Annotated in this window: 21 protein-coding genes; 5 read left to right on the top strand and 16 right to left on the bottom strand. The window is 72.0% G+C overall.

The window, feature by feature from the left end; all coding sequences use genetic code 11:
* Positions 1-14 precede the first annotated feature (14 nt).
* From ACFRAV_RS26705 to ACFRAV_RS26695, 3 genes are all read left to right on the top strand, one after another.
* Positions 15-1,016 carry an NlpC/P60 family protein gene (locus ACFRAV_RS26705; protein ID WP_382558904.1) on the top strand — a complete coding sequence of 334 codons (1,002 nt, stop codon included), beginning with the start codon at positions 15-17 and terminating at the stop codon, positions 1,014-1,016.
* A gap of 298 nt (positions 1,017-1,314) precedes the next feature.
* Complete coding sequence (locus ACFRAV_RS26700) at positions 1,315-2,058, top strand: phosphatase PAP2 family protein (protein ID WP_382558902.1); 744 nt, start codon at positions 1,315-1,317, stop codon at positions 2,056-2,058.
* A gap of 179 nt (positions 2,059-2,237) precedes the next feature.
* The gene (locus ACFRAV_RS26695; protein ID WP_382558922.1) at positions 2,238-3,092 is read left to right on the top strand and encodes a hypothetical protein; all 855 of its coding nucleotides are present in this window, start codon (positions 2,238-2,240) and stop codon (positions 3,090-3,092) included.
* Between the two features lie 86 nt (positions 3,093-3,178).
* Here the strand turns inward: ACFRAV_RS26695 and ACFRAV_RS26690 are convergent, their stop codons facing one another.
* On the bottom strand, positions 3,179-4,180 hold the full coding sequence (locus ACFRAV_RS26690; protein ID WP_351112825.1) for an inorganic phosphate transporter: 1,002 nt from the start codon (positions 4,178-4,180) through the stop codon (positions 3,179-3,181).
* 8 nt (positions 4,181-4,188) lie between these two features.
* Entirely contained in the window at positions 4,189-4,809 is a 621-nt protein-coding gene (locus tag ACFRAV_RS26685) for a DUF47 domain-containing protein (RefSeq protein WP_382558900.1), read from the bottom strand.
* A gap of 237 nt (positions 4,810-5,046) precedes the next feature.
* On the opposite strand from ACFRAV_RS26685, the gene ACFRAV_RS26680 reads away from it, so the two are divergent.
* Positions 5,047-5,400 carry a metal-sensitive transcriptional regulator gene (locus ACFRAV_RS26680; RefSeq protein ID WP_382558898.1) on the top strand — a complete coding sequence of 118 codons (354 nt, stop codon included), beginning with the start codon at positions 5,047-5,049 and terminating at the stop codon, positions 5,398-5,400.
* A 64-nt stretch (positions 5,401-5,464) separates the two neighbouring features.
* Here ACFRAV_RS26680 and ACFRAV_RS26675 read toward each other — a convergent pair whose 3' ends face one another.
* The 14 genes from ACFRAV_RS26675 to mshD all read right to left on the bottom strand — a co-directional run bounded on the left by ACFRAV_RS26675 (position 5,465) and on the right by mshD (position 20,483).
* Positions 5,465-5,635, bottom strand: a complete 171-nt coding sequence (locus ACFRAV_RS26675; RefSeq protein WP_351112829.1) for a hypothetical protein — start codon at positions 5,633-5,635, stop codon at positions 5,465-5,467.
* A 226-nt stretch (positions 5,636-5,861) separates the two neighbouring features.
* Complete coding sequence (gene pstB, locus ACFRAV_RS26670; protein WP_382558895.1) at positions 5,862-6,638, bottom strand: phosphate ABC transporter ATP-binding protein PstB; 777 nt, start codon at positions 6,636-6,638, stop codon at positions 5,862-5,864.
* A gap of 19 nt (positions 6,639-6,657) precedes the next feature.
* Positions 6,658-7,704 (bottom strand): phosphate ABC transporter permease PstA, encoded by a 1,047-nt coding sequence (pstA, locus tag ACFRAV_RS26665; protein WP_382558893.1) that lies wholly within the window; start codon positions 7,702-7,704, stop codon positions 6,658-6,660.
* Positions 7,701-8,858 carry a phosphate ABC transporter permease subunit PstC gene (gene pstC / locus ACFRAV_RS26660; protein WP_382558891.1) on the bottom strand — a complete coding sequence of 386 codons (1,158 nt, stop codon included), beginning with the start codon at positions 8,856-8,858 and terminating at the stop codon, positions 7,701-7,703. Before pstC ends, pstA begins: the two co-directional genes overlap by 4 nt.
* Positions 8,859-8,977: 119 nt before the next feature.
* Positions 8,978-10,117, bottom strand: a complete 1,140-nt coding sequence (pstS, locus tag ACFRAV_RS26655) for a phosphate ABC transporter substrate-binding protein PstS (protein WP_382558889.1) — start codon at positions 10,115-10,117, stop codon at positions 8,978-8,980.
* Between the two features lie 895 nt (positions 10,118-11,012).
* The gene (locus ACFRAV_RS26650) at positions 11,013-11,432 is read right to left on the bottom strand and encodes an NUDIX hydrolase (protein WP_382558887.1); all 420 of its coding nucleotides are present in this window, start codon (positions 11,430-11,432) and stop codon (positions 11,013-11,015) included.
* On the bottom strand, positions 11,429-12,448 hold the full coding sequence (locus tag ACFRAV_RS26645; RefSeq protein WP_382558885.1) for a CHAD domain-containing protein: 1,020 nt from the start codon (positions 12,446-12,448) through the stop codon (positions 11,429-11,431). Before ACFRAV_RS26645 ends, ACFRAV_RS26650 begins: the two co-directional genes overlap by 4 nt.
* A complete protein-coding gene (locus ACFRAV_RS26640; protein ID WP_382558882.1) occupies positions 12,429-14,741 on the bottom strand; it encodes an RNA degradosome polyphosphate kinase in 2,313 nt (770 codons plus the stop codon). The genes ACFRAV_RS26645 and ACFRAV_RS26640 overlap by 20 nt, the downstream gene beginning before the upstream one ends.
* 211 nt (positions 14,742-14,952) lie before the next feature.
* Positions 14,953-15,945, bottom strand: a complete 993-nt coding sequence (locus ACFRAV_RS26635; protein WP_382558880.1) for an ABC transporter permease — start codon at positions 15,943-15,945, stop codon at positions 14,953-14,955.
* A 77-nt stretch (positions 15,946-16,022) separates the two neighbouring features.
* A complete protein-coding gene (locus ACFRAV_RS26630; RefSeq protein ID WP_382558878.1) occupies positions 16,023-17,108 on the bottom strand; it encodes an ABC transporter permease in 1,086 nt (361 codons plus the stop codon).
* On the bottom strand, positions 17,105-18,208 hold the full coding sequence (locus ACFRAV_RS26625) for an ABC transporter permease (protein ID WP_382558876.1): 1,104 nt from the start codon (positions 18,206-18,208) through the stop codon (positions 17,105-17,107). Before ACFRAV_RS26625 ends, ACFRAV_RS26630 begins: the two co-directional genes overlap by 4 nt.
* Positions 18,205-19,068 carry an ABC transporter ATP-binding protein gene (locus ACFRAV_RS26620; protein WP_382558874.1) on the bottom strand — a complete coding sequence of 288 codons (864 nt, stop codon included), beginning with the start codon at positions 19,066-19,068 and terminating at the stop codon, positions 18,205-18,207. Before ACFRAV_RS26620 ends, ACFRAV_RS26625 begins: the two co-directional genes overlap by 4 nt.
* Positions 19,065-19,460 carry a GntR family transcriptional regulator gene (locus ACFRAV_RS26615; protein ID WP_382558872.1) on the bottom strand — a complete coding sequence of 132 codons (396 nt, stop codon included), beginning with the start codon at positions 19,458-19,460 and terminating at the stop codon, positions 19,065-19,067. The genes ACFRAV_RS26620 and ACFRAV_RS26615 overlap by 4 nt, the downstream gene beginning before the upstream one ends.
* A gap of 93 nt (positions 19,461-19,553) precedes the next feature.
* A complete protein-coding gene (gene mshD, locus ACFRAV_RS26610; RefSeq protein ID WP_382558870.1) occupies positions 19,554-20,483 on the bottom strand; it encodes a mycothiol synthase in 930 nt (309 codons plus the stop codon).
* A gap of 291 nt (positions 20,484-20,774) precedes the next feature.
* Between mshD and ACFRAV_RS26605 the strand changes: the two genes are divergently transcribed.
* The gene (locus tag ACFRAV_RS26605) at positions 20,775-22,544 is read left to right on the top strand and encodes a bifunctional metallophosphatase/5'-nucleotidase (RefSeq protein ID WP_382558868.1); all 1,770 of its coding nucleotides are present in this window, start codon (positions 20,775-20,777) and stop codon (positions 22,542-22,544) included.
* Positions 22,545-22,625 lie beyond the last annotated feature (81 nt).

Below are 22,625 nucleotides of genomic sequence, written 5' to 3'. Positions count from 1 at the left end.
GGAGGGCTGTGGTCGTGCGAAAGGCGTGGCTGACCGGAGGGGCGGTCCTGGGGACCGTCATGTGCTTCGTGCTGGTGCTGGTCGTCGGCGTGTACGTCGTCGCCGGCAACCTGGTGCGCGGCGCGGCGCAGGGCGCGGTGGACGTCGCCGAGGGATCCGTCCCTGCGGCGTACACGGAGCTGGTGCGTACCTGGGGGAATCTCTGTCCGGAAATCAACCCCGCCCTGCTGGCCGCCCAGCTGTACCAGGAGAGCGGCTGGGACGCGGACGTGGTGAGCCACGCCGACGCGCGGGGGATCGCGCAGTTCATCCCGAGCACCTGGGCCACCCACGGCATCGACGGCGACCGGGACGGCGACCGGGACATCTGGGACCCGAAGGACGCCATCCCGTCGGCCGCCTCCTACGACTGCGAACTGGCCACCTACGTCGAGGACGTGCCGGGCGACCGGACGAACAACATGCTGGCGGCGTACAACGCGGGGGCGTACCGGGTGATCCGGTCGGGTGGTGTGCCGGCCATCACGGAGACGCAGAACTACGTGAAGCGGATCCGGGCGCTGGAAAAGTCGTTCGCCCGGCCGAAGACGCGGCTGGAGCCGAGCCGGCAGGCGGCCTCGGCCATCATGTACGCGCAGGACAAGCTGGGTACGCCCTACCTGTGGGGCGGCAACGGCACCGCCGACCAGGGCGGCCGGTTCGACTGCTCCGGGCTGACGAAGGCCGCCTACGCGAGCGTGGGGATCGACCTGCCGCGGGTGGCGAACGATCAGTACAACGCCGGGCCGCATCCGTCGCGGGATGAACTTCTTCCGGGCGATCTCGTATTCTTTTCGGACGACCCCACTGATTCTCGGGCAATCGATCACGTAGGCATCTATGTTGGCGGCGGCTACATGATCGACGCGCCGTACACCGGTGCCGTGATCCGCTTCGACCCGGTGGACACCCCCAAGTACTTCGGTGCGACCCGGGTGACCGCGGCCGGCGCCGCGGCGCTCCCGCGTGCCGCGTGAGGCCGGTGTGCGGCGCGGAGGGGTCGTGTGCGCATCGCGGTGGGACGTGTGCGTGACGTGAAGCTCTGCCCTGAGCTGCACGGACGGGTTGCTCTTGGGTAACGTCTCGGTGATCTTCCGCCGGGAAATGGAACCCTTGAGCGAGGTTCATGCGTTCCTTTGATGTACGGGACCGCAGGGGCCCGTACGTCGCACCACGGGGGTGGAGAAGCGGCGCGGACGCGTGAAGGGCGCGCGGGCGCGCCGGCGGCATGAACGACACGCGCCGGAAGGCACAGATGAAGGGGCCGACTGCACCATGGCTGGACTCGCCGAATCCGGGTCGAATCCCGATGTCGGCCTGCTCTTCGAGATAAACGGCCTGGCCGAGGCGGCTCCGACCTGGTTCGACCGGATCATGGAGTACGTCGGGGAGTACGGGCTGCCGCTCGTCATCGTGGCGCTGGGCGTGTGGTGCCTGGTCCGCGTCCGGCGGCTCGGGCGGGACGGCCTCGCCGACCGGGAGTCGGTCGTCGCCTCGGTGGCCGCGATCGTCTGGATGCCGGTGGCCGCGCTGCTGGCAGTGATCGTGAACATACCCATACGCGGCTTCGTGGAGCGACCGCGGCCCTTCATGACGCACCGCGGGCTCGAGGTGCTGGTCGAGGGCAAGGACGACTTCTCGTTCGTCAGTGACCACGCCACGCTGGCCATGGCCATGGCGGTCGCTCTGTTCCTCGCGCACCGGAAGTTCGGCGTGCTGGCGATCCTGCTGGCGGTGCTGGCCGGCCTGTCCCGCGTGTACATGGGCGTCCACTACCCGACGGACGTGGCGGGCGGCTTCGCGCTGGGCACCGCGGTGGCGCTGCTGCTGTCGCCGGTGGCCATGGCGGTGCTGACGCCGCTGGTCGGCTGGCTCGGCGGGGTGCCGGGCATCGGACGGCTGCTGCTGGGCGACGTGGCGCGCGAGGACCACGACGGGGGCGCCGCCGCGCGGACGGACGGCCGGGGGGCGGGGGACCGTCCCGCCGGGCCGGGCGGGGCGCGCGACCTGGCCGCCTGAGCGGCCGACCCCGCCGCCCGGGCGGGCGGCAACGCACGACGGGGCCCGTACCTCTTGGAGGTACGGGCCCCGCCCATGTGGGGAAACCGGGGCCGCTGTGCGTGACGGGGGGTGCTACCCGTCGTTAACCGGAACGGCAAGGGCCCGTGGGCGGACGAACCGGCATGGGGGTGCAGGCGATGGAACGGTGGCGGCGGATGCGGCGTGCCGGTGTGGACGCTGCCGTGGCGGCCGCGGCGGCGGCGGCCATGACCGGCGTCGTCGGCTGCTCCGGCGGGGCCGCCGCGGACGACCGGAAGGCCGGCGGCGCGGACGGGGCGCGGGAGCCCAGGGAGCTGGTGCGGCAGGCGGCGGGCCGGCTGGCGGCGGCAGGGAGCTCGCGGGCCAGCACCTCGATGGCGATGGCCACCGGCGGCACCCGGATCGTCATCCGGGGCGAGGGCGTCTACGACTACCGCAAGCGGCGCGGCGAGCTGTGGGTGACGCTGCCCGAGGAGCCCGCCGGGCGGGCGGCGCGGCGGCCGATCACCGAGCTGCTGACGCCCGGTGCGGTGTACCTGAAGAACCGCGGCGAGGGCGTCCCGGAGGACAAGTGGGTGCGGGTGGACGCCGGGGACTCCGCCGACGGCAACCTGGTGACCGGCGGAGCGACGGACCCGCTGGCGGCGGCGGAGCTGCTGCGGGGCGCGCGGCGCGCCGAGTACCGCGGGACCACGGACTTCGCGGGCACCCAGGTGCGGCGCTACGAGGGCGTGGCGCACCTCGGGGACGCCGCCGCGCTCGCCCGGTCGGGATGGCGGGAGGGACTGCGGGCGGCGGCGAAAGGGTTCGCCAGTGCCGAGGTCCCGTTCGACGTCTACCTGGACGGCCAGGGACGGATCCGCAAGGTCAGGCAGGAGTTCAGCTTCCTCAACGAGGCGCGGCGCACCGTGGTGGTGACGTCCACGACGACGCTGTACGACTTCGGGGCCCCGGTGGACGTCCGGCTGCCCGTCGCCGGCGACATCTTCGACGGGCGGATCGCCACACGCTGACGGCCCCGCGCGGCCCCCGGGCGTGGGGGCGGCACGAGGCCGTCGGCGGGGCCGGCGAAGGAGCCGGCCGGGCAGCGGGGGCCGCGTCAGAGCAGCGCGACCAGGTGGACCAGTCCGTAGCAGGCGGCGGCCACCAGGGCGGCGGCCGGCATGGTGATGAACCAGCCCAGCACGATGTTCTTGGCCACGCCCCAGCGCACCGCGTTGACGCGCTTGGTGGCGCCGACACCCATGATCGCGGAGGTGATCACGTGGGTCGTCGAGATGGGCGCCTTGAAGATGAACGCGGTGACGAACATGATCGACGCGCCGGTGGTCTCGGCGGCGAAGCCCTGCGGCGGGTCCAGCTCGATGATCTTGCGGCCCAGGGTGCGCATGATGCGCCAGCCGCCCGCGTAGGTGCCCAGCGAGAGCATCAGGGCGCACACGATCTTGACCCAGACCGGGATCGCGTCGCCGTACTCCTCGACGTCGGCGATGACCAGGGCCATCACCACGATGCCCATGGTCTTCTGGGCGTCCTGGAGACCGTGGCCCAGCGCCATGCCCGCCGCCGAGACGGTCTGGGCGATGCGGAAGCCGCGCTTGGCCTTGTGCGGGTTGGACCGCCGGAAGATCCACATGATGGCCGTCATCACCAGGTAGCCGGCCACCAGGCCGACCACGGGGGAGATGAACATCGGCAGGACGATCTTCATCAGGACGCCGTCCCAGAAGACGGTGATCCCGCCGGCCAGGGCCGCGCCGACCATGCCGCCGAAGAGGGCGTGCGAGGAGGACGAGGGCAGACCGAAGTACCAGGTGACGAGGTTCCAGGCGATCGCGCCGACCAGCGCCGCGAACAGGATGCCCATGCCCTTGGAGCCCTCGGGCGTCTCGATCAGCCCTTCGCTGACGGTCTTGGCGACGCCGGAGCCGAGGAAGGCGCCGAGGAGGTTCATCACGGCCGCCATCGCCAGCGCCGCCCGCGGCGTCAGCGCCCGGGTGGAGACCGAGGTGGCGATCGCGTTCGCGGAGTCGTGGAAGCCGTTGGTATAGGTGAAGAAGAGCGCGACGCCGACGGTCACGATCAGGGCGAAGGTGTCCATGTCGGAGCTCAGGACTCCTTGACCGAGATCGTCTCCACCGTGTTGGCGACGTGTTCGAAGGCGTCGGCCGCCTCCTCGAGGACGTCCACGATCTGCTTCAGCTTGAGCACCTCGATGGCGTCGTACTTGCCGTTGAAGAGCTGGGCCAGCAGCTTGCGGTGGATCTGGTCCGCCTGGTTCTCGAGGCGGTTGACCTCGATCCAGTACTCGGTGAGGTTGGACATGGTGCGCAGGTTGGGCATGGCCTCGGCGGTCAGCTCGGCCGCCCGCGCCAGCACCTCGATCTGCTGCTCGACTCCCTTGGGGAGTTCCTCGACGTTGTAGAGGACGACCAGGTCGACGGCCTCCTCCATGAAGTCCATGACGTCGTCGAGCGAGCCCGCGAGGCTGTAGATGTCCTCGCGGTCGAAGGGCGTGATGAAGGACGAGTTCAGCTGGTGGAAGATCGCGTGGGTGGCGTCGTCGCCGGCGTGTTCCGCTGCCCGCATCCGCTCGGCGATCTCGGCCCGTGCGGACGGCTCCGCGCCGAGCAGTTCCAGCAGGAGCTTGGAGCCGGTGACGATGTTGTCCGCGGATGCGGAGAACATGTCGTAGAAGCTCGTCTCCCTCGGGGTCAGACGAAAGCGCACGTGGGGTCCTCGGAGGCTGTCGAATCGGTCAGGGTGATGCTAGGCCCATCGGGGGGCCGCTGCTAATGGAGCGTGCTGGCCGGGATCCAGTGTCGCCCATCCGCTCCGGGGCGGCCGTACCCCCATCTACCCACCGAACGCGAGTACCATATACCCGGCAGGGGTATGCATCTCGCGCCGGCCGCCAGGGCCCGGAAGTGACGAATGCGACATGTGAGGCGAGGAGGGCCGCCGGAGATGGCGACGATGCCGGAGATCGGGGCGGCCGGGGAGGCGCCCGCCGCCGAGGAGCACGGGCAGCACGGGCAGCACCACGGCTACCACGCCCGCAAGGCCGACCACCTCAAGCGGCTGCGGCGGATCGAGGGACAGATCCGTGGTCTGCAGAGGATGGTCGAGGAGGACGTCTACTGCATCGACATACTCACGCAGGTGTCCGCCTCCACCAAGGGCCTGCAGTCGTTCGCGCTGCAACTGCTGGAGGAGCACCTGCGGCACTGCGTCGCCGACGCGGCGGTCAGGGGCGGCGACGAGATCGACGCCAAGGTCGAGGAGGCCACCAAGGCCATCGCCCGCATGCTGCGCACCTGAGCCGTGCGGCCGCGGCGGTCGGCGCCGGCCTGGGCGGGTCGGCGTGAGCCGCGGCGGCCGGCGGTCAGCGTGAGCCGCGGCGGTCCTCGCCGACGCGGAGGATCTCGTCGATGCTCGCCTGGCTGAGCCGGTCCACGTTCGCCGAGGAGGCGGCGATCATCAGGTCGCCGCAGAGCTCTATCTCGGCGAGAGCGATCTGGTCCTGGACCTGTCCCGGAGCGCCGAGCGGAGCCACGCCGATCACCCCTCCTTCTGCCGGAAGCCGTACGGGCTTCCCAGAGTAAGGAGACGGAGGCGCTTCGCGCATGGCACGGACGGGCTAGTCCCAAGGGCCCACGACGGCTCCCGGGCGGGGTGGGGGCGGAGAGGGTGAAGGGACCCGCGCCGGTCGGGCGCGGGCCCCTGGGCCTCGCGGTGGCACCGCCATGCAGCACCGCGAGGAGCTCGTGAGGACGGCCCGGTCAGCCGAAGCGGCCGGAGATGTAGTCCTCGGTGTCCTTGACCGACGGGTTGGAGAAGATCCGCTCGGTGTCGTCGATCTCGATCAGCCGGCCCGGCTGCCCGATCGCGGCCAGGTTGAAGAAGGCGGTGCGGTCCGAGACGCGGGCCGCCTGCTGCATGTTGTGGGTCACGATGACGATCGTGTACTGCTCCTTGAGCTCCCCGATCAGGTCCTCGATGGCGAGGGTGGAGATCGGGTCGAGCGCCGAGCAGGGCTCGTCCATCAGCAGCACCTTGGGCTGCACGGCGATGGCCCGGGCGATGCACAGGCGCTGCTGCTGGCCGCCGGAGAGGCCGGAGCCGGGCTTGTTGAGGCGGTCCTTGACCTCGTTCCAGAGGTTGGCGCCGCGCAGCGACTGCTCGACGATGTCGCCGAGCGTGGACTTCTTGTGGTCGCCGTTCAGGCGCAGCCCGGCCGCCACGTTGTCGAAGATCGACATGGTGGGGAACGGGTTGGGCCGCTGGAAGACCATGCCGACCTCCCGGCGCACCGACACCGGGTCGATGCCGGGGCCGTACAGGTCCTCGTCGCCCAGCATCACCTTGCCCTCGACGCGGCCGCCGGGGACGACCTCGTGCATCCGGTTCAGGGTGCGCAGGAACGTGGACTTGCCGCAGCCGGAGGGGCCGATGAAGGCGGTCACCGAGCGGGGCTCGACGGTCATCGAGATGTCCTCGATGGCCTTGTGGGCGCCGTAGAAGGCGGAGAGCCCGCCGACGTCGATTCGCTTGGCCATTTCAGTCACTTCCAGAAGTTCAGCGGGGCGTCTTCCAGCGGGCGATGCCGCGGGCCACCAGGTTGAGGATCATCACGAAGGCGATCAGCGTCAGCGCCGCCGCCCAGGCCCGGTCGTAGGCCGCCGTCGAACCGGCGCTGTTGACGTACTGCTGGTAGATGTACAGCGGCAGCGACGCCTGGGCGCCCTCGAAGGGGTTGGCGTTGATGAAGGGGTTGCCGAAGACCAGCAGCAGGACCGGGGCGCTCTCGCCGGCGATCCGGGCGATCGCGAGCATCACACCGGTGGTGATGCCGCCGATCGCGGTGGGCAGGACGACCTTCAGGATGGTCCGCCACCTGGGCACGCCCAGGGCGAGGGAGGCCTCGCGCAGCTCGTTGGGGACGAGTTTGAGCATCTCCTCGGTGGAGCGGACGACGACCGGCATCATCAGGATGGCCAGCGCCAGCGAGCCGGCGAAGCCGAAGGGCTGGAGGTCGAACATGAGCATCAGGCTCAGGATGAACAGGCCGGCCACGATGGACGGGATGCCGGTCATCACGTCGACGAAGAAGGTGACGGCCTTCGCCAGCGCGCCGCGGCCGTACTCGACCAGGTAGATCGCGGTGAGCACGCCGACCGGCGCGGCGATCAGGGTGGCCAGGCCCACCTGCTGGGCGGTGCCCAGGATGGCGTGGTAGATGCCGCCGCCGGGCTCGGCGTCGGCGACGGTGCCCATGGAATGGGTGAGGAAGTACCCGTCGAGGACCTTCACCCCGCGCACCACGGTCTCCCAGACCAGGGAGAGCAGCGGGACGACGGCCAGCAGGAAGGCCACCCAGACCAGGCTGGTGGCGACGCGGTCCTTGGCCTGGCGGCGTCCCTCGACCTTGGCGGACAGCGCGTAGGTGCCCAGCACGAACAGGACGGCGGCCATCAGGCCCCACTGGACGCGGCTGTCCAGGCCGGCCGCCAGGCCGACGGCGACCGCGACGGCGACCGCGGTGACGGCGACGGCCCACGGGGCCCACTTCGGGAGCCGCGCGCCCTGCAGGGAGACGGGCTTGAGGACGGTTGCGGTGCTCATGCGTTGGCCCCCGAGTACTCCTTGCGGCGGGCGATGATCATGCGCGCGGCGCCGTTGACCACCAGGGTGATCACGAACAGGACGAGACCCGAGGCGATCAGGGCGTCGCGGCCCTGCTCGTTGGCCTCACCGAACTTGCTGGCGATGTTCTGCGCGAAGGTGCCGCCGCCCGGGTCCAGGAGGCTGGCCTGGATGTCGAAGCTGGGGGACAGCACGGTCGCCACGGCCATGGTCTCGCCCAGAGCGCGGCCCAGGCCCAGCATCGACGCCGAGATCACGCCGGAGCGGCCGAAGGGGAGGACCGAGATGCGGACGACCTCCCAGCGGGTGGCGCCGAGGGCGAGGGCCGCCTCCTCGTGCGCCTTCGGGACCTGGCGGAAGACCTCGCGGCTCACGTTGGTGATGACCGGCAGGATCATGATCGCCAGCAGGATGCCGACGGTGAGCATGGAGCGCGGGGCGCCGCCCTGCCAGGCGAGGATCCCGGTCCAGCCCAGGTACGTGTCGAGCCAGCTGAACAGGCCGTTCAGGTGCGGGACGAGGACCAGCGCGCCCCACAGGCCGTAGACGATCGACGGCACGGCCGCGAGCAGGTCCACCACGTAGGCGATGGGACCGCTCAGCTTCCGCGGGGCGTAGTGGGTGAGGAAGAGGGCGATGGCCACCGCGACCGGGACCGCGATCAGCATGGCGATCACCGACGACACGACGGTGCCGAAGGCGAGCACGGCGATGCCGAAGACCGGCTCGGTGCTGTTGGGGTCCCACTCGAAGGTGGTGAGGAAGTTGCCCTGGTCCTTGCTGATGGCGAGGACGGCGCGGTAGCTCAGGAACACCGCGATCGCGGCCATCACGGCCAGCAGCAGGATGCCCGAGCCGCGGGAGAGGCCGAGGAAGACGCGGTCGCCACGGCGGGCCACGGTGCGGGGCGCGGGCTTCAGGGGTGCGGGGTCGGGAGCAGCGTCCGGGTCAGGGGCGGCGACGGACGGGCGCTCGTCGCGCGGCGTCCCGTCCGGGTGCGCGGCGTCCGGCTGTGCGGCGTCCGACTGTGCGTCGTCCGGGGTGCCGGGCGCGGCCCCGGACGCGGGGCGTGCGTCGGCGTCGGTTGTCTGTGACTTCTGGGAGTTCTGGGACTTCTGTGTCGATATGTCCATCGGGATCTCCGGTCTGCGGAGGCCGGTGCCGGACCGCCCCGGTCGGGGCTGGGGCGGTCCGGATGGCTCCTGGCGGCGGTGCACCGGACGGAGCCCGGCCCTGGGCCGGGCTCGGGGGATCAGGCGAGGCCGTCGATGGTTTCGCGGACCTTGCCGATGATCTCGTCGGGGATCGGGGCGTAGCCGGCGTCGGCGAGCAGCGCCTGGCCGTCCTCGCTCGCGATGTAGTTCAGGAAGGACTTCGTCGCCGGGAGGGTCTCCGCCTTGTTGCCCTTGTCGCAGACGATCTCGTAGGTGACGAGGGTGATCGGGTAGGCGTTGTCGGCCTTCGTGGCGTAGTTGAGCTCCAGCGCCAGGTCCTTGCCGGTGCCGACGATCTTGGCGTCCGCGATGGCGTTGGAGGCGTTCTCCACACTGGCGGCGACCGGGGAGGAGGCGCCGGTGTCGATGGAGACGGTCTGGCCGTCCTTCGCGTAGGAGAGCTCCATGTAGCCGATGGCGCCCTCGGTCTGCTTCACCTGCTGGGCCACGCCGCTGGAGCCGGAGGCGCCCTGGCCGCCCTTGGCCTGCCAGGACTTGCCGCCCTCGTACTTCCAGTTGTCGGGGGCGGTGGCGATCAGGTACTTGGTGAAGTTGTCCGTGGTGCCGGACTCGTCCGAGCGGTGGAAGGGCTGGATCTTGGTGGACGGCAGCTTGGCGTCCGGGTTCAGCTTCTTGATCGCCGCGTCGTCCCAGGTGGTGATCTTCGAGTCGAAGATCTTCGCCAGGGTCGGGGCGTCGAGGACCAGCTCGTCCACGCCGGGCAGGTTGTAGGAGACCGCGATCGGGCCGCCGACCATCGGGAGGTCGATCGCCTGGCCGCCCGCGCAGATCTTCTTCGACGCCTCGATCTCCTCCGGCTTGAGCGCGGAGTCGGAGCCGGCGAAGGCCACCTGGCCCTGGGTGAACGCGGTGATGCCCGCGCCGGAGCCGGAGCCCTTGTAGTTGATCTGCAGTCCGCCCTTGCACGCGGCGGCGAACTGCTTGACCCAGGCGTCTATGGCGTTCTTCTGTGCGGAGGAGCCGTCCGCGAGGAGCTGGCCCTTGGCGTCGCCGCAGTCGATGTCGCCGGCCTGAGCGCTGGCCGCGCTGTCGTTCGTGCCGGTCTCGTTCGTCGCGTCCGAGCCGCACGCCGTGAGGGCCAGGGCGCCGGAAACGGCGAGAGCGCCGAGGGTCAGGGCCCGCGGGGTCTTGCGCCGGGTCTTGCGCTGAAGCGTCACTTTTCGTGGATTCCTTCCGGGAGCCGCCGGGTGCGTTTCGTTCGCGTGGCGGCGTGCGAAGTTTCGGTGGCGGGGGGTTGGCCTTGCGACGGTTTCCCCGCCGTCAAGGCCGAAATTAGGCCGGGGAGGTGACGGGGCCGACGGGGGAGAGTGAACGGGGGGTGAATCCGCGGGGACGGTGCGGTGCGGCTCCCTCTTCCCTGGTGTCCCGCGCTTCCCGCCGCCTGGCTTTGCCTCCGCGGTGGCCCGCGCGGGGAGCGCTTGTCCGTGCGGGCCGCGGCCTTCGCCTGTGCCGCGTCTCTTCTGGGGGGTGCCTGGGCGGCGTCGCGTCCTCGGGCTCGCGCCGCGTCGCGTCCGCGCGCGTTCACGCCGGCCCTGCGCCGGCCGCGGCGCGGATGTCCGAGGCGGGCCTCCACCCCGACCGGTCCTACGGCCCCGCAGGGCGGCGCCACGAGGGGCGGCTGGGTCGTGCCGCTCACCGCCCCTGCGGGCGGCTGCCCGCGTCACTTCTGCTTACTGCGGGCGGCTGGGCCGCCAGGGGCGGCACGGGCCGGCGCAGGGCGGCGCCTCCGTGGCGAGCGGCGCGCACCGCCCCGCGTGGGCCGACGGCACCGTACGGACAGGACCTCACCGCGGCGCGGTGCACACCCGAGCCTGGTGGACGGCACCGTTCGATCCCCCGACCCGCCCCCTTCCCCGGAGGGACCGAGGTTCCGTGGAGCGAGCTGTCTCGCGGGGACGTGGGCCCCATCACCCCGCGCCCCTGCGCCCACCCGTGCCGCCCAGCGGCACGATTGCCCGCAGGGGCGCGGGGTGATGGGGGCGCGTGGGGTGGGCGGCGTCAGCCTGTGAACGCGGCGGCTGAGGGCGATGGCCGGCACGCGCCGGGGTGGGGTCAGAGGAGGCGGGTGAGGAAGGCGGTGAGGAGGGGGTGGTCGTGGGGGTGGGTGAGGTGGTGGTGAGCGGTTGAGGCGGGGTGCCAGGCGAGGGCGCCGATCTCATGGGTCGGGGTGAAGGTGTCGGGCGCCGTGGTCTCCGCGGCCCAGTAGTCGACCCGCTTGGGCCGCCCGCCCACCGTGTAACAGACGGTCGGCAGCCGCGGCCCGAGGGACACGTGGTGGCCCGTCTCCTCCGCGACCTCCCGGACCGCGGCCTCCTCCGCCGTCTCCCCCGGCTCCAGCTTGCCCTTGGGGAAGGACCAGTCGCCGTACTTGGGCCGGTACACCAGGCAGACCTCGAGCCCGCCGCCCGGGCCACGGCGGTACAGGACGCAGCCCGCCGCCAGGATCGTGTCGTCGCTGTCGTCGTCGTTCATGGGACCGTCACCGTGCTCGTGCTCGGGTGGGGAAGGGATGCCGCCGGGGACACCGCCCGGGGCGGCGCCGGGGAACTCCAGGCCTGGTGGAAGTCGTGGCGCGCGGCGAGCACCTCGTGCCGCTGGTGCGCGTGCAGGTTGCCCAGCGCGTACGCCGTGGCCGGCGCGATCCGCGGTGTCCGGGCGGCCGCGGCGGCGACCGAGGCGGCCTCCACCGCGTCCCGGTGCAGGTCGAGCGCCCGCGCCGCGGACACCAGCCGGGGCGGCACCGGCTCGGTGAGGGCCTCCAGCGCGTACCGGTGCAGCCGGAGCAGCAGCCGGACCTGGTGCCAGGGGGCGTCGCCGTCGCCGGGCTGGTCGGCGGGGTAGGGGGCCCGGTCCGTCCCCGTGTCCGGTTCGGGCAGCGCCGCCACCGCCTCGGCCAGCCGCCGCCCCGCCGTGTCGGCGTGCACGCGCAGGCCCGTACGGTCACCGGCCTCCACACCATCGCCCGCCTCGTCGCGGCCGTCGGCCGCACCACGCGCGGGCCCGCCGCCCCGCAGGGGGACGTCACCGGCCAGCAGGGCCACAGCGTCGGCCAGGGCGTGGAACCGGGCCGAGCCGAGCGCCTCCAGCACCGCCGAGTGGGCCCGGCCGCGGGCCGGCGTGAGGCGGCGTTCCAGCAGCGCGGCCGCCTTGGCCGCGCCCAGGTCCCCCCGCGGCTCGTGGAGTGCGGCCCGCAGCCGCCCCAGGGTGGCCGCGTGCAGGCGTTCCTGCGCGAGCACGCCGGAGAACCAGGCGAGCTCGCGCCGTAAGGCCGTGGACCAGGCGGGGTCGAGCGCGGCGTGGAAGGTGTGCAGGGTCGCCCCGATCCGGCGCGCCGCCCTGAGCAGGGCGGGCGCACACTCCGCGCCTCCGCCCCCGCCTCCGCCCGAGCCCCCGCCCGCGGCGAGGCCTTTCGGCGCGCGCAGGAACTCGGTGGCCTGCGCGCGCAGATAGGCCGCCAGGGCATCGCTGTCAGGGTGTCGCTGGACCACGCCGGCGCCTCCGGGCGTCGATGAGCATCTCCTGGACATGGGGCAGCGCCCGCCCGTCCGGGTCCATGCAGTGCCGGGTCCACTCACCGTCCGGGCCGAGGTGCCAGGACGAGGTGGAGTCGGACATGCCGGTCTCCAGGAACCGGTTGAGGGTGGCCCGGTGGGTCGGGTCGGTGACCCGGACCAGCGCCTCGATGCGCCGGTCGAGGTTGCGGTGCATCATGTCGGCGCTGCCGAACCAGACCTCGGGCTCACCGCCGTTGGCGAACGAGAAGATCCGCGAGTGCTCCAGGAACCGGCCGAGGACCGACCGGACCCGGATGTTCTCCGAGAGCCCGGGGACGCCGGGCCGCACCGCGCAGATGCCGCGCACCCAGATGTCCACCGGCACCCCCGCCTGGGAGGCGCGGTAGCAGGCGTCGATGACCGCCTCGTCGACCATCGAGTTGACCTTGATCCGCACGTACGCGGGCCGGCCGGCCCGGTGGTGGCGGATCTCCTTGCCGATGCGGGAGACCAGCCCGTCGCGCAGCGACTTGGGGGCCACCAGCAGGCGGCGGTAGGTCTCCCTGCGGGAGTAGCCGGAGAGCCGGTTGAACAGGTCGGAGAGGTCCGCGCCGACCTGCTGGTCCGCCGTGAGCAGGCCGAGGTCCTCGTAGAGGCGGGCCGTCTTCGGGTGGTAGTTGCCGGTGCCGACGTGCGAGTAGCGGCGCAGGGTGTCGCCCTCCTGGCGCACCACCAGCGACAGCTTGCAGTGCGTCTTCAGACCGACCAGGCCGTAGACGACGTGGCAGCCGGACTCCTCCAGCTTGCGGGCCCACTTGATGTTGGCCTGCTCGTCGAAGCGGGCCTTGATCTCGACCAGGACGAGGACCTGCTTGCCGGCCTCGGCCGCGTCTATCAGGGCGTCGACGATCGGCGAGTCGCCGGAGGTGCGGTAGAGCGTCTGCTTGATGGCCAGCACGTCCGGGTCGGCGGCGGCCTGCTCCAGGAAGGTCTGGACGGAGGTGGAGAAGGAGTCGTACGGGTGGTGCAGCAGGACGTCCCGTTCGCGCAGCGCGCCGAAGATGTCGGGCGCGGAGGCGGACTCCACCTCGGCGAGGTCGCGGTGGGTGCCCGCGATGAACTTGCGGTACTTGAGCTCGGGACGGTCCAGGCCGGCGATGCCGAAGAGACCGGTGAGGTCCAGCGGTCCGGGCAGCGGGTACACCTCCGCCTCGGTGATCTTCAGCTCGCGCACCAGCAGGTCCAGGACGTGCCGGTCGATGGACTCCTCGACCTCCAGGCGCACCGGCGGGCCGAAGCGGCGCCGCATGAGCTCCTTCTCCAGCGCCTTGAGGAGGTTCTCGGTGTCGTCCTCCTCGACCTCCAGGTCCTCGTTGCGGGTGATCCGGAAGGCGTGGTGCTGCAGCACCTCCATGCCCGGGAACAGCTCCTCCAGGTGCGCGGAGATGACGTCCTCGATGGGGACGTAGCGCTCGGGGGAGGCCTCCAGGAAGCGGGAGAGCGACGGCGGCACCTTGACCCGGGCGAAGTGCCGGTGGCCGGAGACCGGGTTGCGGACCACGACGGCCAGGTTGAGCGAGAGGCCGGAGATGTAGGGGAAGGGGTGCGCGGGGTCCACGGCGAGCGGCGTGAGGACCGGGAAGATCTTGGAACGGAAGAGCGTGAAGAGCCGCGCCTGCTCCTTCTCGGTCAGCTCACCCCAGCGCACGACGTGGATGCCCTCGTCGGCCAGCGCGGGGGCGACGTCCTCGTGGAAGCAGGCGGCGTGCCGGGCCATGAGCTCGCGGGATCGGGCCCAGATCATCTCCAGCACCTCGCGGGGCTGCAGCCCGGACGCGGAGCGCTGGGCGACGCCGGTGGCGATGCGGCGCTTGAGACCGGCGACGCGGACCATGAAGAACTCGTCCAGGTTGCTGGCGAAGATCGCGAGGAAGTTCGCGCGCTCCAGCAGCGGCGTGTTCGGGTCCTCGGCGAGCTCGAGGACGCGTTCGTTGAAGCCGAGCCAGCTGCGCTCACGGTCCAGGAAACGGCCCTCGGGGAGCGGACCGTCCTCCTGGCGGATCTCCTGGTAACCGTCGAAGTCCGGACCCGCCTCCTGCTCCTCGTCGCGGAGCGGGCGGCGCGGCGGTTCGGGCTCCTGTCCCGCGTGTCCCGCGGATATCAGTCCGACGGCGGCCTGTGACAGCTGCGTGCCGGAATTCCGGGCGCTGCGGTCCTGGGTCTGGGGGTCCTGGGCACTGGGCTCGCTCATGACCCCATTGTTCCGCGTGGCGGCCTCGAATGGCATGTCGGACCGGGCGCGTGGAAGCACCCGGAGGTGAGCATTCCGCCTGCTCACGCCGCCTTTGCGCGACTTCGCCGGGGTCGAGGACGTGCTCCCGCCCCCCGAGGGGTCCTCGGGGGGCGGGTCGCCGGCATCGGTAGGAGGGGTGTTCACCACCGGGGAAGGGTTGCAAGCGCGCCTGAATACCGGGTTACGGGCAGTTGGCTGCCAGGCGTCAGGCGGTACGGCGCCGGAGGACGCGGTACGACAGGATGACCGCGAGCGCGGCGACGGCGAGCCAGATGCCGGACTCCACGAGCTGGAGGGGCCAGAAATGGCTGGTCGGGTGGTAGGTGGCCCAGACGTCGGAGAGCCCCTGCTCCTTCAGGCAGGCGTAGAAGTCGCCGGCGTCCCCGGCCGGGCCCTCGCTGGGATGGACCGCGTCGAGGCAGCTGCCGTTGTACCCGACCCGGTCACCGGACGCGGTGACCGCGCCGCTGTCGAGCGGCCACTCGTCGTCGGCGGAGTACCAGCGGGGCGAGGGGTCGCCCAGCTCGTAGCCGTAGCGGATCTCGGTGGGCCAGAGCAGCTGGCGCTTCCCCTGGAACCAGACCGTGCCGAAGGCCGTCAGTGCCACCCCGACGCCGAGGGAGGCCAGGGTGCGCCGGAGCAGCAGGCCGAGCAGCACGCCGACGGCGACCGCGCACAGCATGCGGGGCACCATGACGACACCCGTCCCGGTGAAGACGTCCTCGGCCCAGCGGCTTCGAGACCCTTGCCAGAGGGTGATGTAGGAGCCCTCGCCCGCAGAGTGGGCCCGTCGGTACAGCATGAGCAACAGCGCCGTGCCCGCGCTGACGGCCATGGCGGGCAGCGCCAGCTTGGCAGTGAGCCAGCGGGCCGGGGTGACCGACTGGGTCCAGGCCAGGCCGGCCGTTCCGGTCTCCGCTTCCCGGGCGGTCAGCGAGGCGGCCGCCCAGCCGCCGGCCAGGAGCGGGGCGAGGAGAACGAGGTAGTACCCGAGGCGCAGCGCCCCGCGGTACACCTCGATGGAGCTGTTCAGGCCGTTCACGCAGGCGGGCGGCATGGTCGACGCGTCCGGGGGGCATGCCTCCAGCTGCGCCGCGAGCGCGTTCGCCGCCGGGCCCCCTGCCCACAGCAGCAGCCCCGCCCCCAGGGCGACGTAGGCGATCCACACCCACAGGGCCCACCGGTGGACGCGATACACGGCCCAGGCCGTTCCCCCCGGGGCCTTCACCGGTGCGGAAGGCACCTGATGTGTATCGGGCGGTGTCAGGGTCGTGGTCATGCGGCACCCTTCCGGAGGGCCGTGCGGCGGCGGAGCAGGCGGTAGGAGAGGTACACCGCGAGCGCGGCGACGGCGAGCCAGACGCCGGACTCCGCGAGCTGGAGCGGCCAGTAGTGGCTCTTGGGGTGGTACGTCACCCAGACGTCACTGAGCCCGTTCTCCTTGAGGCAGGCGTAGAAGGCCTCCGCCTCGTCCCGCTTGCCCTGGCGGGCGTCGAACGCCGCGTCCATGCAGCCGAAGTCGTACGGGACACGGTCCCCGGCCGGGGTGACCGCCCCGCTCTCGAGCAGCCATTCGCCGTCGGCGACGCCCATGTAGGTGGTGTGGACGTCGTGCGAGTAGCCGTACCGGATCTCGGTCGGCCACAGGACGTGGCGGGCGACGAGGAACTTCACCGAGGCCGCGGTCATGAACAGCACGCCCGCGCCCAAGGACGCCAGGGTGCGCCGGATCAGCAGGCCCAGCAGGACGCCGACCGCCACCGCGCACAGCACGCGGGGCACGGTGGCGATCCCCAGGCCGGTGAAGAACTCCTCCCCCCACCACTCCTTGCCCACCGGCCACACTTCCGTGCGCAGGTCCTCGCCCGCGCGGTACGCGAGGCGGTACAGCGCCAGCAGCGGGAGGGTGCCGGCGGTCACGACGACGGCCGGGACGGCGAGCTTGGCGGTGAGCCAGCGGGCCGGGGTGACCGACTGGGTCCAGGCGAGGTGGGCGGTGCCGGTCTCCATCTCACGGGCGGTCAGCGAGGCGGCCGCCCAGGCGCCGACCAGGAACGGCGCCATGAAGATGACGCAGAAGCCGTAGCGGAGGTGGTTCTCGTACCAGCTGAAGGCGGTGAACTGGCTTCCGCCGCAGCGCGGGCCTGTGCGAAGACCCGCACAGGCGTCCACCGCGGCCTGGGCGTCACCCAGGGCGGGCCCCCACGCCCACAGCAGCAGTCCCGCGCCGAGGGCGACGTAGGCGATCCACACCCACAGGGCCCACCGGTGCAGGCGCAGGACGGTCCCGATCAGACCCGCCGGGCGCCCGCCGGTGGGCGGGGCGCCGGCCGGGGAGTGCGAAGTCAGGGTCGTGATCACGCGGCACCCCTCCCGGCGGCCGTACGGTTGCGCAGGACGCGGTAGGAGAGGAAGACCGCGAGGGCGGCGACGGCGAGCCAGATGCCGGACTCCACGAGCTGGATCGGCCAGAAGTGGGACTTCGGGTGGTAGGTGGTCCAGACGTCGGTGATGCCCTCCTTCCTGAGACAGTCGAAGTAGCCGTCCGCGTCGAAGCCGCTCTGCCGGCGGGCGGCGTCGTAGCAGTCCCAGTCGGCCGCGCCCCCGTTGCCCTCGACGAGTGCGCCGGATTCGGTCACCACGCCGTCGGCGACGTGCCGGCTCCCGTGGCCGAGATCCCCGTGGGGCATGGGGCTGCCGGTGGTCGAGCCGTAGGCGATCTCCGTCGGCCACAGCAGGTGACGGCCCACGACGAAGGCGACGGTGCCCCCTCCCATCAGCGCCAGCCCGGTGCCGAGCGAGGCCAGGGTCCGCCGCAGCAGGAGGCCGAGGAGGACGCCGACGGCGACCGCGCACAGGACGCGGGGCACCATCACGACGCCGGTCGCGGTGAAGACGTCCTCCTGCCACCAGGACCGGGTCTCGCCGCGGATGGCCCGGTAGGGACCGGCGCCCTCGAGGTGGGCGAGACGGTACAGCGCCAGCAGCAGCGTCATGCCGGCGGTGACGGCCACGGCGGGCAGGGTGAGCTTGGTGGTGAGCCAGCGGGTCGGGGTGACCGACTGGGTCCAGGCCAGCTGGGCCGTGCCGGTCTCCATCTCACGGGCGGTCAGCGAGGCGGCCGCCCAGGCGCCGACCAGGAGCGGGGCGAGGAAGATCGCGTAGAAACCCCAGACCAGGAAGTCCTGGTAGGTGTTGGCGGTCATATGCACGCTCGTCGCGCAGGGCGGGGCCGTGCCGGCCGCCATGTCGCAGGTGGCCAACGCCGAGCGCATCTCGTTCACCGCGGGCCCCCACGCCCACAGCAGCAGCCCCGCGCCCAGGGCGACGTAGGCGATCCACACCCACAGCGCCGACCGGTGCAGGCGCAGCACCGTCCAGCTCCGGCCGCCGGGCGGCCGCACGGGCGCCGGGGCGTCGTCCAGGTCCGCCGGGGACGGCGGCGTCAGGGTCGCGCTCATGCGACGGGCTCCCTGAGGTAGGACAGGACCAGTTCCTCGAGCGTCGGCTCGGCCGCCTCGTGGGCCGCGGGGAGCGGGCCGTCGGGGCGGACCAGGGCGGTGACCTGGCGGCCGGTGGTGCGGGACTCGATCACCGTGTGGCCGTCCAGCGAGGCGTCGGCGGGGCCGGTGACCAGGGTGTGCGCGGCCAGCACGTCGTCCAGCTCGCCCTGGAGGCGGACCCGGCCGCGGCGGATCAGCAGCAGGTGGTCGCAGGACCCCTCCAGCTCCGCGATGACGTGCGAGGACATGACGACCGTGGTGCCGTGTTCGGCGGCCTCGGCCATCAGCTCGCCCATCAGCTGGTGGCGGGCGAGCGGGTCGAGGTCGGCCATCGGCTCGTCCAGCAGCAGGAGTTCGGGCCGCTTGCCCAGCGCCAGGGCCAGCGCGACCCGGGTGCGCTGGCCGCCGGAGAGGCTGCGGACCGTGGCCGTGACGTCCAGGTCGCCCTGGGCGACGATGCGTTCGGCCGTGGCCTGGTCCCAGCGGGCCGGGTTGAGCGCGTGCCCCAGGCGCAGCGTGTCGGACACCGTGAGCTGGCCGTAGAGCGGCTTGTGCTGCGCGACGTAGGCGACCCGTTCACGCGCGTCGGCGGGGCTGCCGCCGAGCACCCGTATCGCGCCCGCGGTCGGGCGGTCCAGCCCCGCGGCCAGGGCCAGCAGCGTGGACTTGCCGGCGCCGTTGGGGCCGACCACCGCGCAGACACGGCCGGCCGGGAGGCTGAACGAGCAGTCCCGGAGCGCCCAGTTGACGCGGCGGCGGGGCAGCAGGCGGGTGTAGCGCCTGCCCAGCGCCTCGGCCTCGATGGCGGTCTCGGTCATCGGTGGTCCCCCCCAATGGGATAGAGGTCGTCCAGAACGGAGGTGAGGAGCGCGGACACGTCGTCGCGGTCCAGGCCGGAGGCCTTGGCCTTGCGGCCCCACACCGCGAGCTCGTCCCGCAGCGGGGCCGAGTCGGCGGCGGCGGGGCCGAGGGAGCGGCGGACGAACGTGCCGAGGCCGCGCCGGGCCTCCACCAGGCCCTCGCGTTCCAGTTCGCGGTAGGCCTTGAGGACGGTGTTCGGATTGATGGCGGTGGCCGCCACGACCTCGCGTGCCGTGGGCAGCCGGTCACCCGGCTCCAGCAGGCCCAGCCGCAGGGCGTGCTTGGTCTGCTGGACGATCTGCAGATAGGTGGCGACGCCGCTGCGCCGGTCGATGCGGTACTCGACCACTCGACAACACCCTTTCACTAATTGAGTAGTGGAAGGGTGGTGCAAAGAAGGGGGCGGCGTCAAGTCGCCGCCCCCTTCGCGCGATTGGCGAGGTCAGAGCTCGGTGCGGTACATCAGGTCCGTCTCGTGGGTGGTGAAGCCGAGGCGCTCGTAGACGGTGACGGCGGCCTTGTTGTCGCCATCCACGTAGAGCATCGCCGTGGGCCGGCCGCGGGCGGCGAGGTGGCGCAGGCCGGTGACGGTGAGCGCCTTGCCCAGTCCGCCGCCCTGGGCGCCGGGCCGCACCCCGACCACGTAGACCTCGCCGAGGTTCTCCTCGGCGTGCTCCTTCGTCCAGTGGAAGCCGACCAGTTCGCCGTCCTTCTCCGCGAGGAAGAAGCCCTCCGGGTCGAACCAGGCCTCGGCCTTGCGGTCGTCCAGGTCCCGCTGGGTCAGCGAACCCTGCTCGGGGTGGTGGGCGAAGGCCTCGGCGTTGACGGCGAGCCAGGCCGCGTCGTCCTGCCCGGGCACGAAGGTGCGGACGGTGACGCCCGGGGGCAGCACCGGCTCGGGCAGTTCCGGGGCGTCGGGGCCGGTCAGCGGGCGGCGCATCTGGCGCAGCTCGCGGAAGAGGGTGAGGCCGAGGACCTGCGCGAGGTGGCGGGCGGAGGCGTGGCCGCCGTGCGCCCACACCCGCAGGCGCTTGCCGGTGGCGGCCAGCAGGGCGCTGCCGAGCGCGCGGCCGTGGCCCCGGCCGCGGTGGGAGGGGTGGATCACCAGCTCGGCGGCGGGCGGCTCGACGAGCTCGGAGCCGTCCAGCTGGGCGTAACCGGCCAGTTCGCCGTCGTCCCCCACGGTCAGCAGCAGGTGGAGGATGCCGGGGCGGGGTTCACCGCTCCTCAGGTGCAGCCGGCCCTGTTCGGACACGGCGTGCTGGCCGTCCGCGTCCGAGGCGGCCGACAGCAGGGCGGTCACCGCGTCGACCTGAGCGGGGGTGAGGCGGTCCAGGGTGTCGATCTGGCGAGGACTGAGAGGGCTGGTCATGCTTCGAGCGTATGGCCTGCGCCCGGTACGCCGGCCGTTCGGCGTGGTCGTCCGGGCGGTCCGGCGTCCGGACGACCACCCGGTCGCGTCCGGAGGCCCGCCCGGTCGCGTCCGGAGGTCCACCCCGTCGCGGGCGGCGAGGAGTTCAGCCCGACGGACCCGCGGCGTGACGGGTTTTCGGACAGTCGAAACCAGGATGTGACCCGCGTCCCCTGTCGCAGCTACGCGCGTTGACCCTAAGCTGCCGCTCAGCCACCCCACTGTGCACCTACTCATTCAAGAGGGGGGACCATGCCGCGGATCACCCGGCAGAGACGTACCCACCGCATTCTGATCACCGGCGCTGCGCTGGCCACCGTCGGCGCGCTGACGGCGGCGCTTCCCGCCGACGCGCCGGACGACGCCCAGGCCGCGAGCGCCCGCACGGTCGACGTGCAGCTGCTCTCGTTCAACGACCTGCACGGCAACCTGGAGCCTCCGGCCGGCAAGGACGGCCAGGTGACGGAGATCGGCAACCCCAATCCCGTCACAGCAGGCGGCGTCGAGTACCTGTCGGCCTCGCTGAGCGCCGCGCGCCAGGGGCACAAGTACAGCGTGACCGCCGCGGCCGGCGACCTGATCGGCGCCAGCCCGCTGCTCTCGGGCCTGTTCCACGACGAGCCGACCGTCGAGGCGCTCAACGAGCTCGACCTGGACGTCACCAGCGTGGGCAACCACGAGTTCGACGAGGGCCTCACGGAGCTGAAGCGCATCCGCGACGGAGGCTGCCACCCGACCGACGGCTGCTACACCGACACGCCGTTCGAAGGTGCCGACTACCCGTACCTCGGCGCCAACGTGACCGACGAGAAGACCGGCAAGCCGGCTCTGGCCCCGTACTGGGTCTGGAAGCAGGGCCCGGTCAAGGTCGGCTTCATCGGCGTCACGCTGGAGAACACCCCCGGCATCGTCACCGCCGAGGGCATCAAGGGCCTCGAGTTCCACGACGAGGTCGAGACGATCAACAAGTACGCGGACGAGCTGTACGCACAGGGCGTCAAGTCCGTCGTGGCGCTCATCCACGAGGGCGGCGTGCCCGCCAACGGCGCGTACAACTCCCTGTGCGACGCGGAGGCCGGCGGCATCTCCGGTCCGATCGTCGACATCGCGAAGAACGTCAGCCCCAAGGTCGACGCGCTGGTGACGGGTCACACCCACAACGCCTACGTGTGCGACATCAAGGACCCGGCGGGCAACTCCCGCATGGTGACCTCGGCGGCCTCCTTCGGCCGTCTGTACACGGACACCACGCTCACCTACGACGTGGCGACCAAGGACATCGTGCGCACCGCGGTGGACTCGGCCAACCACGTGGTCAGCCGGACCCAGGACCCCGACAAGGACATCACCGACGTCATCGACCGCTGGAAGCCGCTGGCGGACCCGGTGGCCAAGCGTCCCATCGGCTACATCAGCGCCGACATCTCCAAGGCCGGCCGGGAGAGCCCGCTGGGCGACCTGATCGCCGACGCGCAGCTGGCGTACGCGCGCACCGTCGACCCGGACACGGCGTTCGCCGTGATGAACACGGGCGGCATCCGCGTCGAGGCGCTCAAGTACGCGCAGAGCGGCAGTGAGGGCGACGGCGTCGTCACCTACGCCGAGGGCTTCGCCCTTCAGCCGTTCGGCAACACGGTGAACATGGTGGACCTCAAGGGCGCCGACATCGTCGCCGCGCTGCAGCAGCAGGTCAGCGGCAAGAACGAGGCCGCCCCGAAGATCCTCCAGGTCTCCGAGGGGCTCACCTACACGCTGGACATGACGAAGTCCGGCGCGGACAGGGTGATCGCCGACTCGATCCGGATCCAGGGGCAGCCGGTGGACCTCACGGCCACCTACCGCGTCGCGATGAACAACTTCCTCGCCGGCGGCGGGGACAACTACCCGGCGCTGGCCAAGGGCACCGACATGGTCGTCGGCACCGACGACCTGACGGCGCTCGCGGACTACATGACCGCGACGTCCTCCCCGGCCTCGCCGATCGCGCCGCCCGCGGCGAAGCGCGTCACCGTCGTCGAATGAGCCCGCAGGCCCGCGGGTTTGGGGACTCGCGGGCCTGAGGCCACGACGTGGAAGAGCCGCCCCGTGCACCTCGCACGGGGC

This window comes from Streptomyces sp. NPDC056600 (genome assembly GCF_042792855.1).
Classification (GTDB): domain Bacteria; phylum Actinomycetota; class Actinomycetes; order Streptomycetales; family Streptomycetaceae; genus Streptomyces.
The sequence above is the reverse complement of the archived record's forward strand: the minus strand, read 5'-3'. Positions and strand labels throughout refer to the sequence as shown.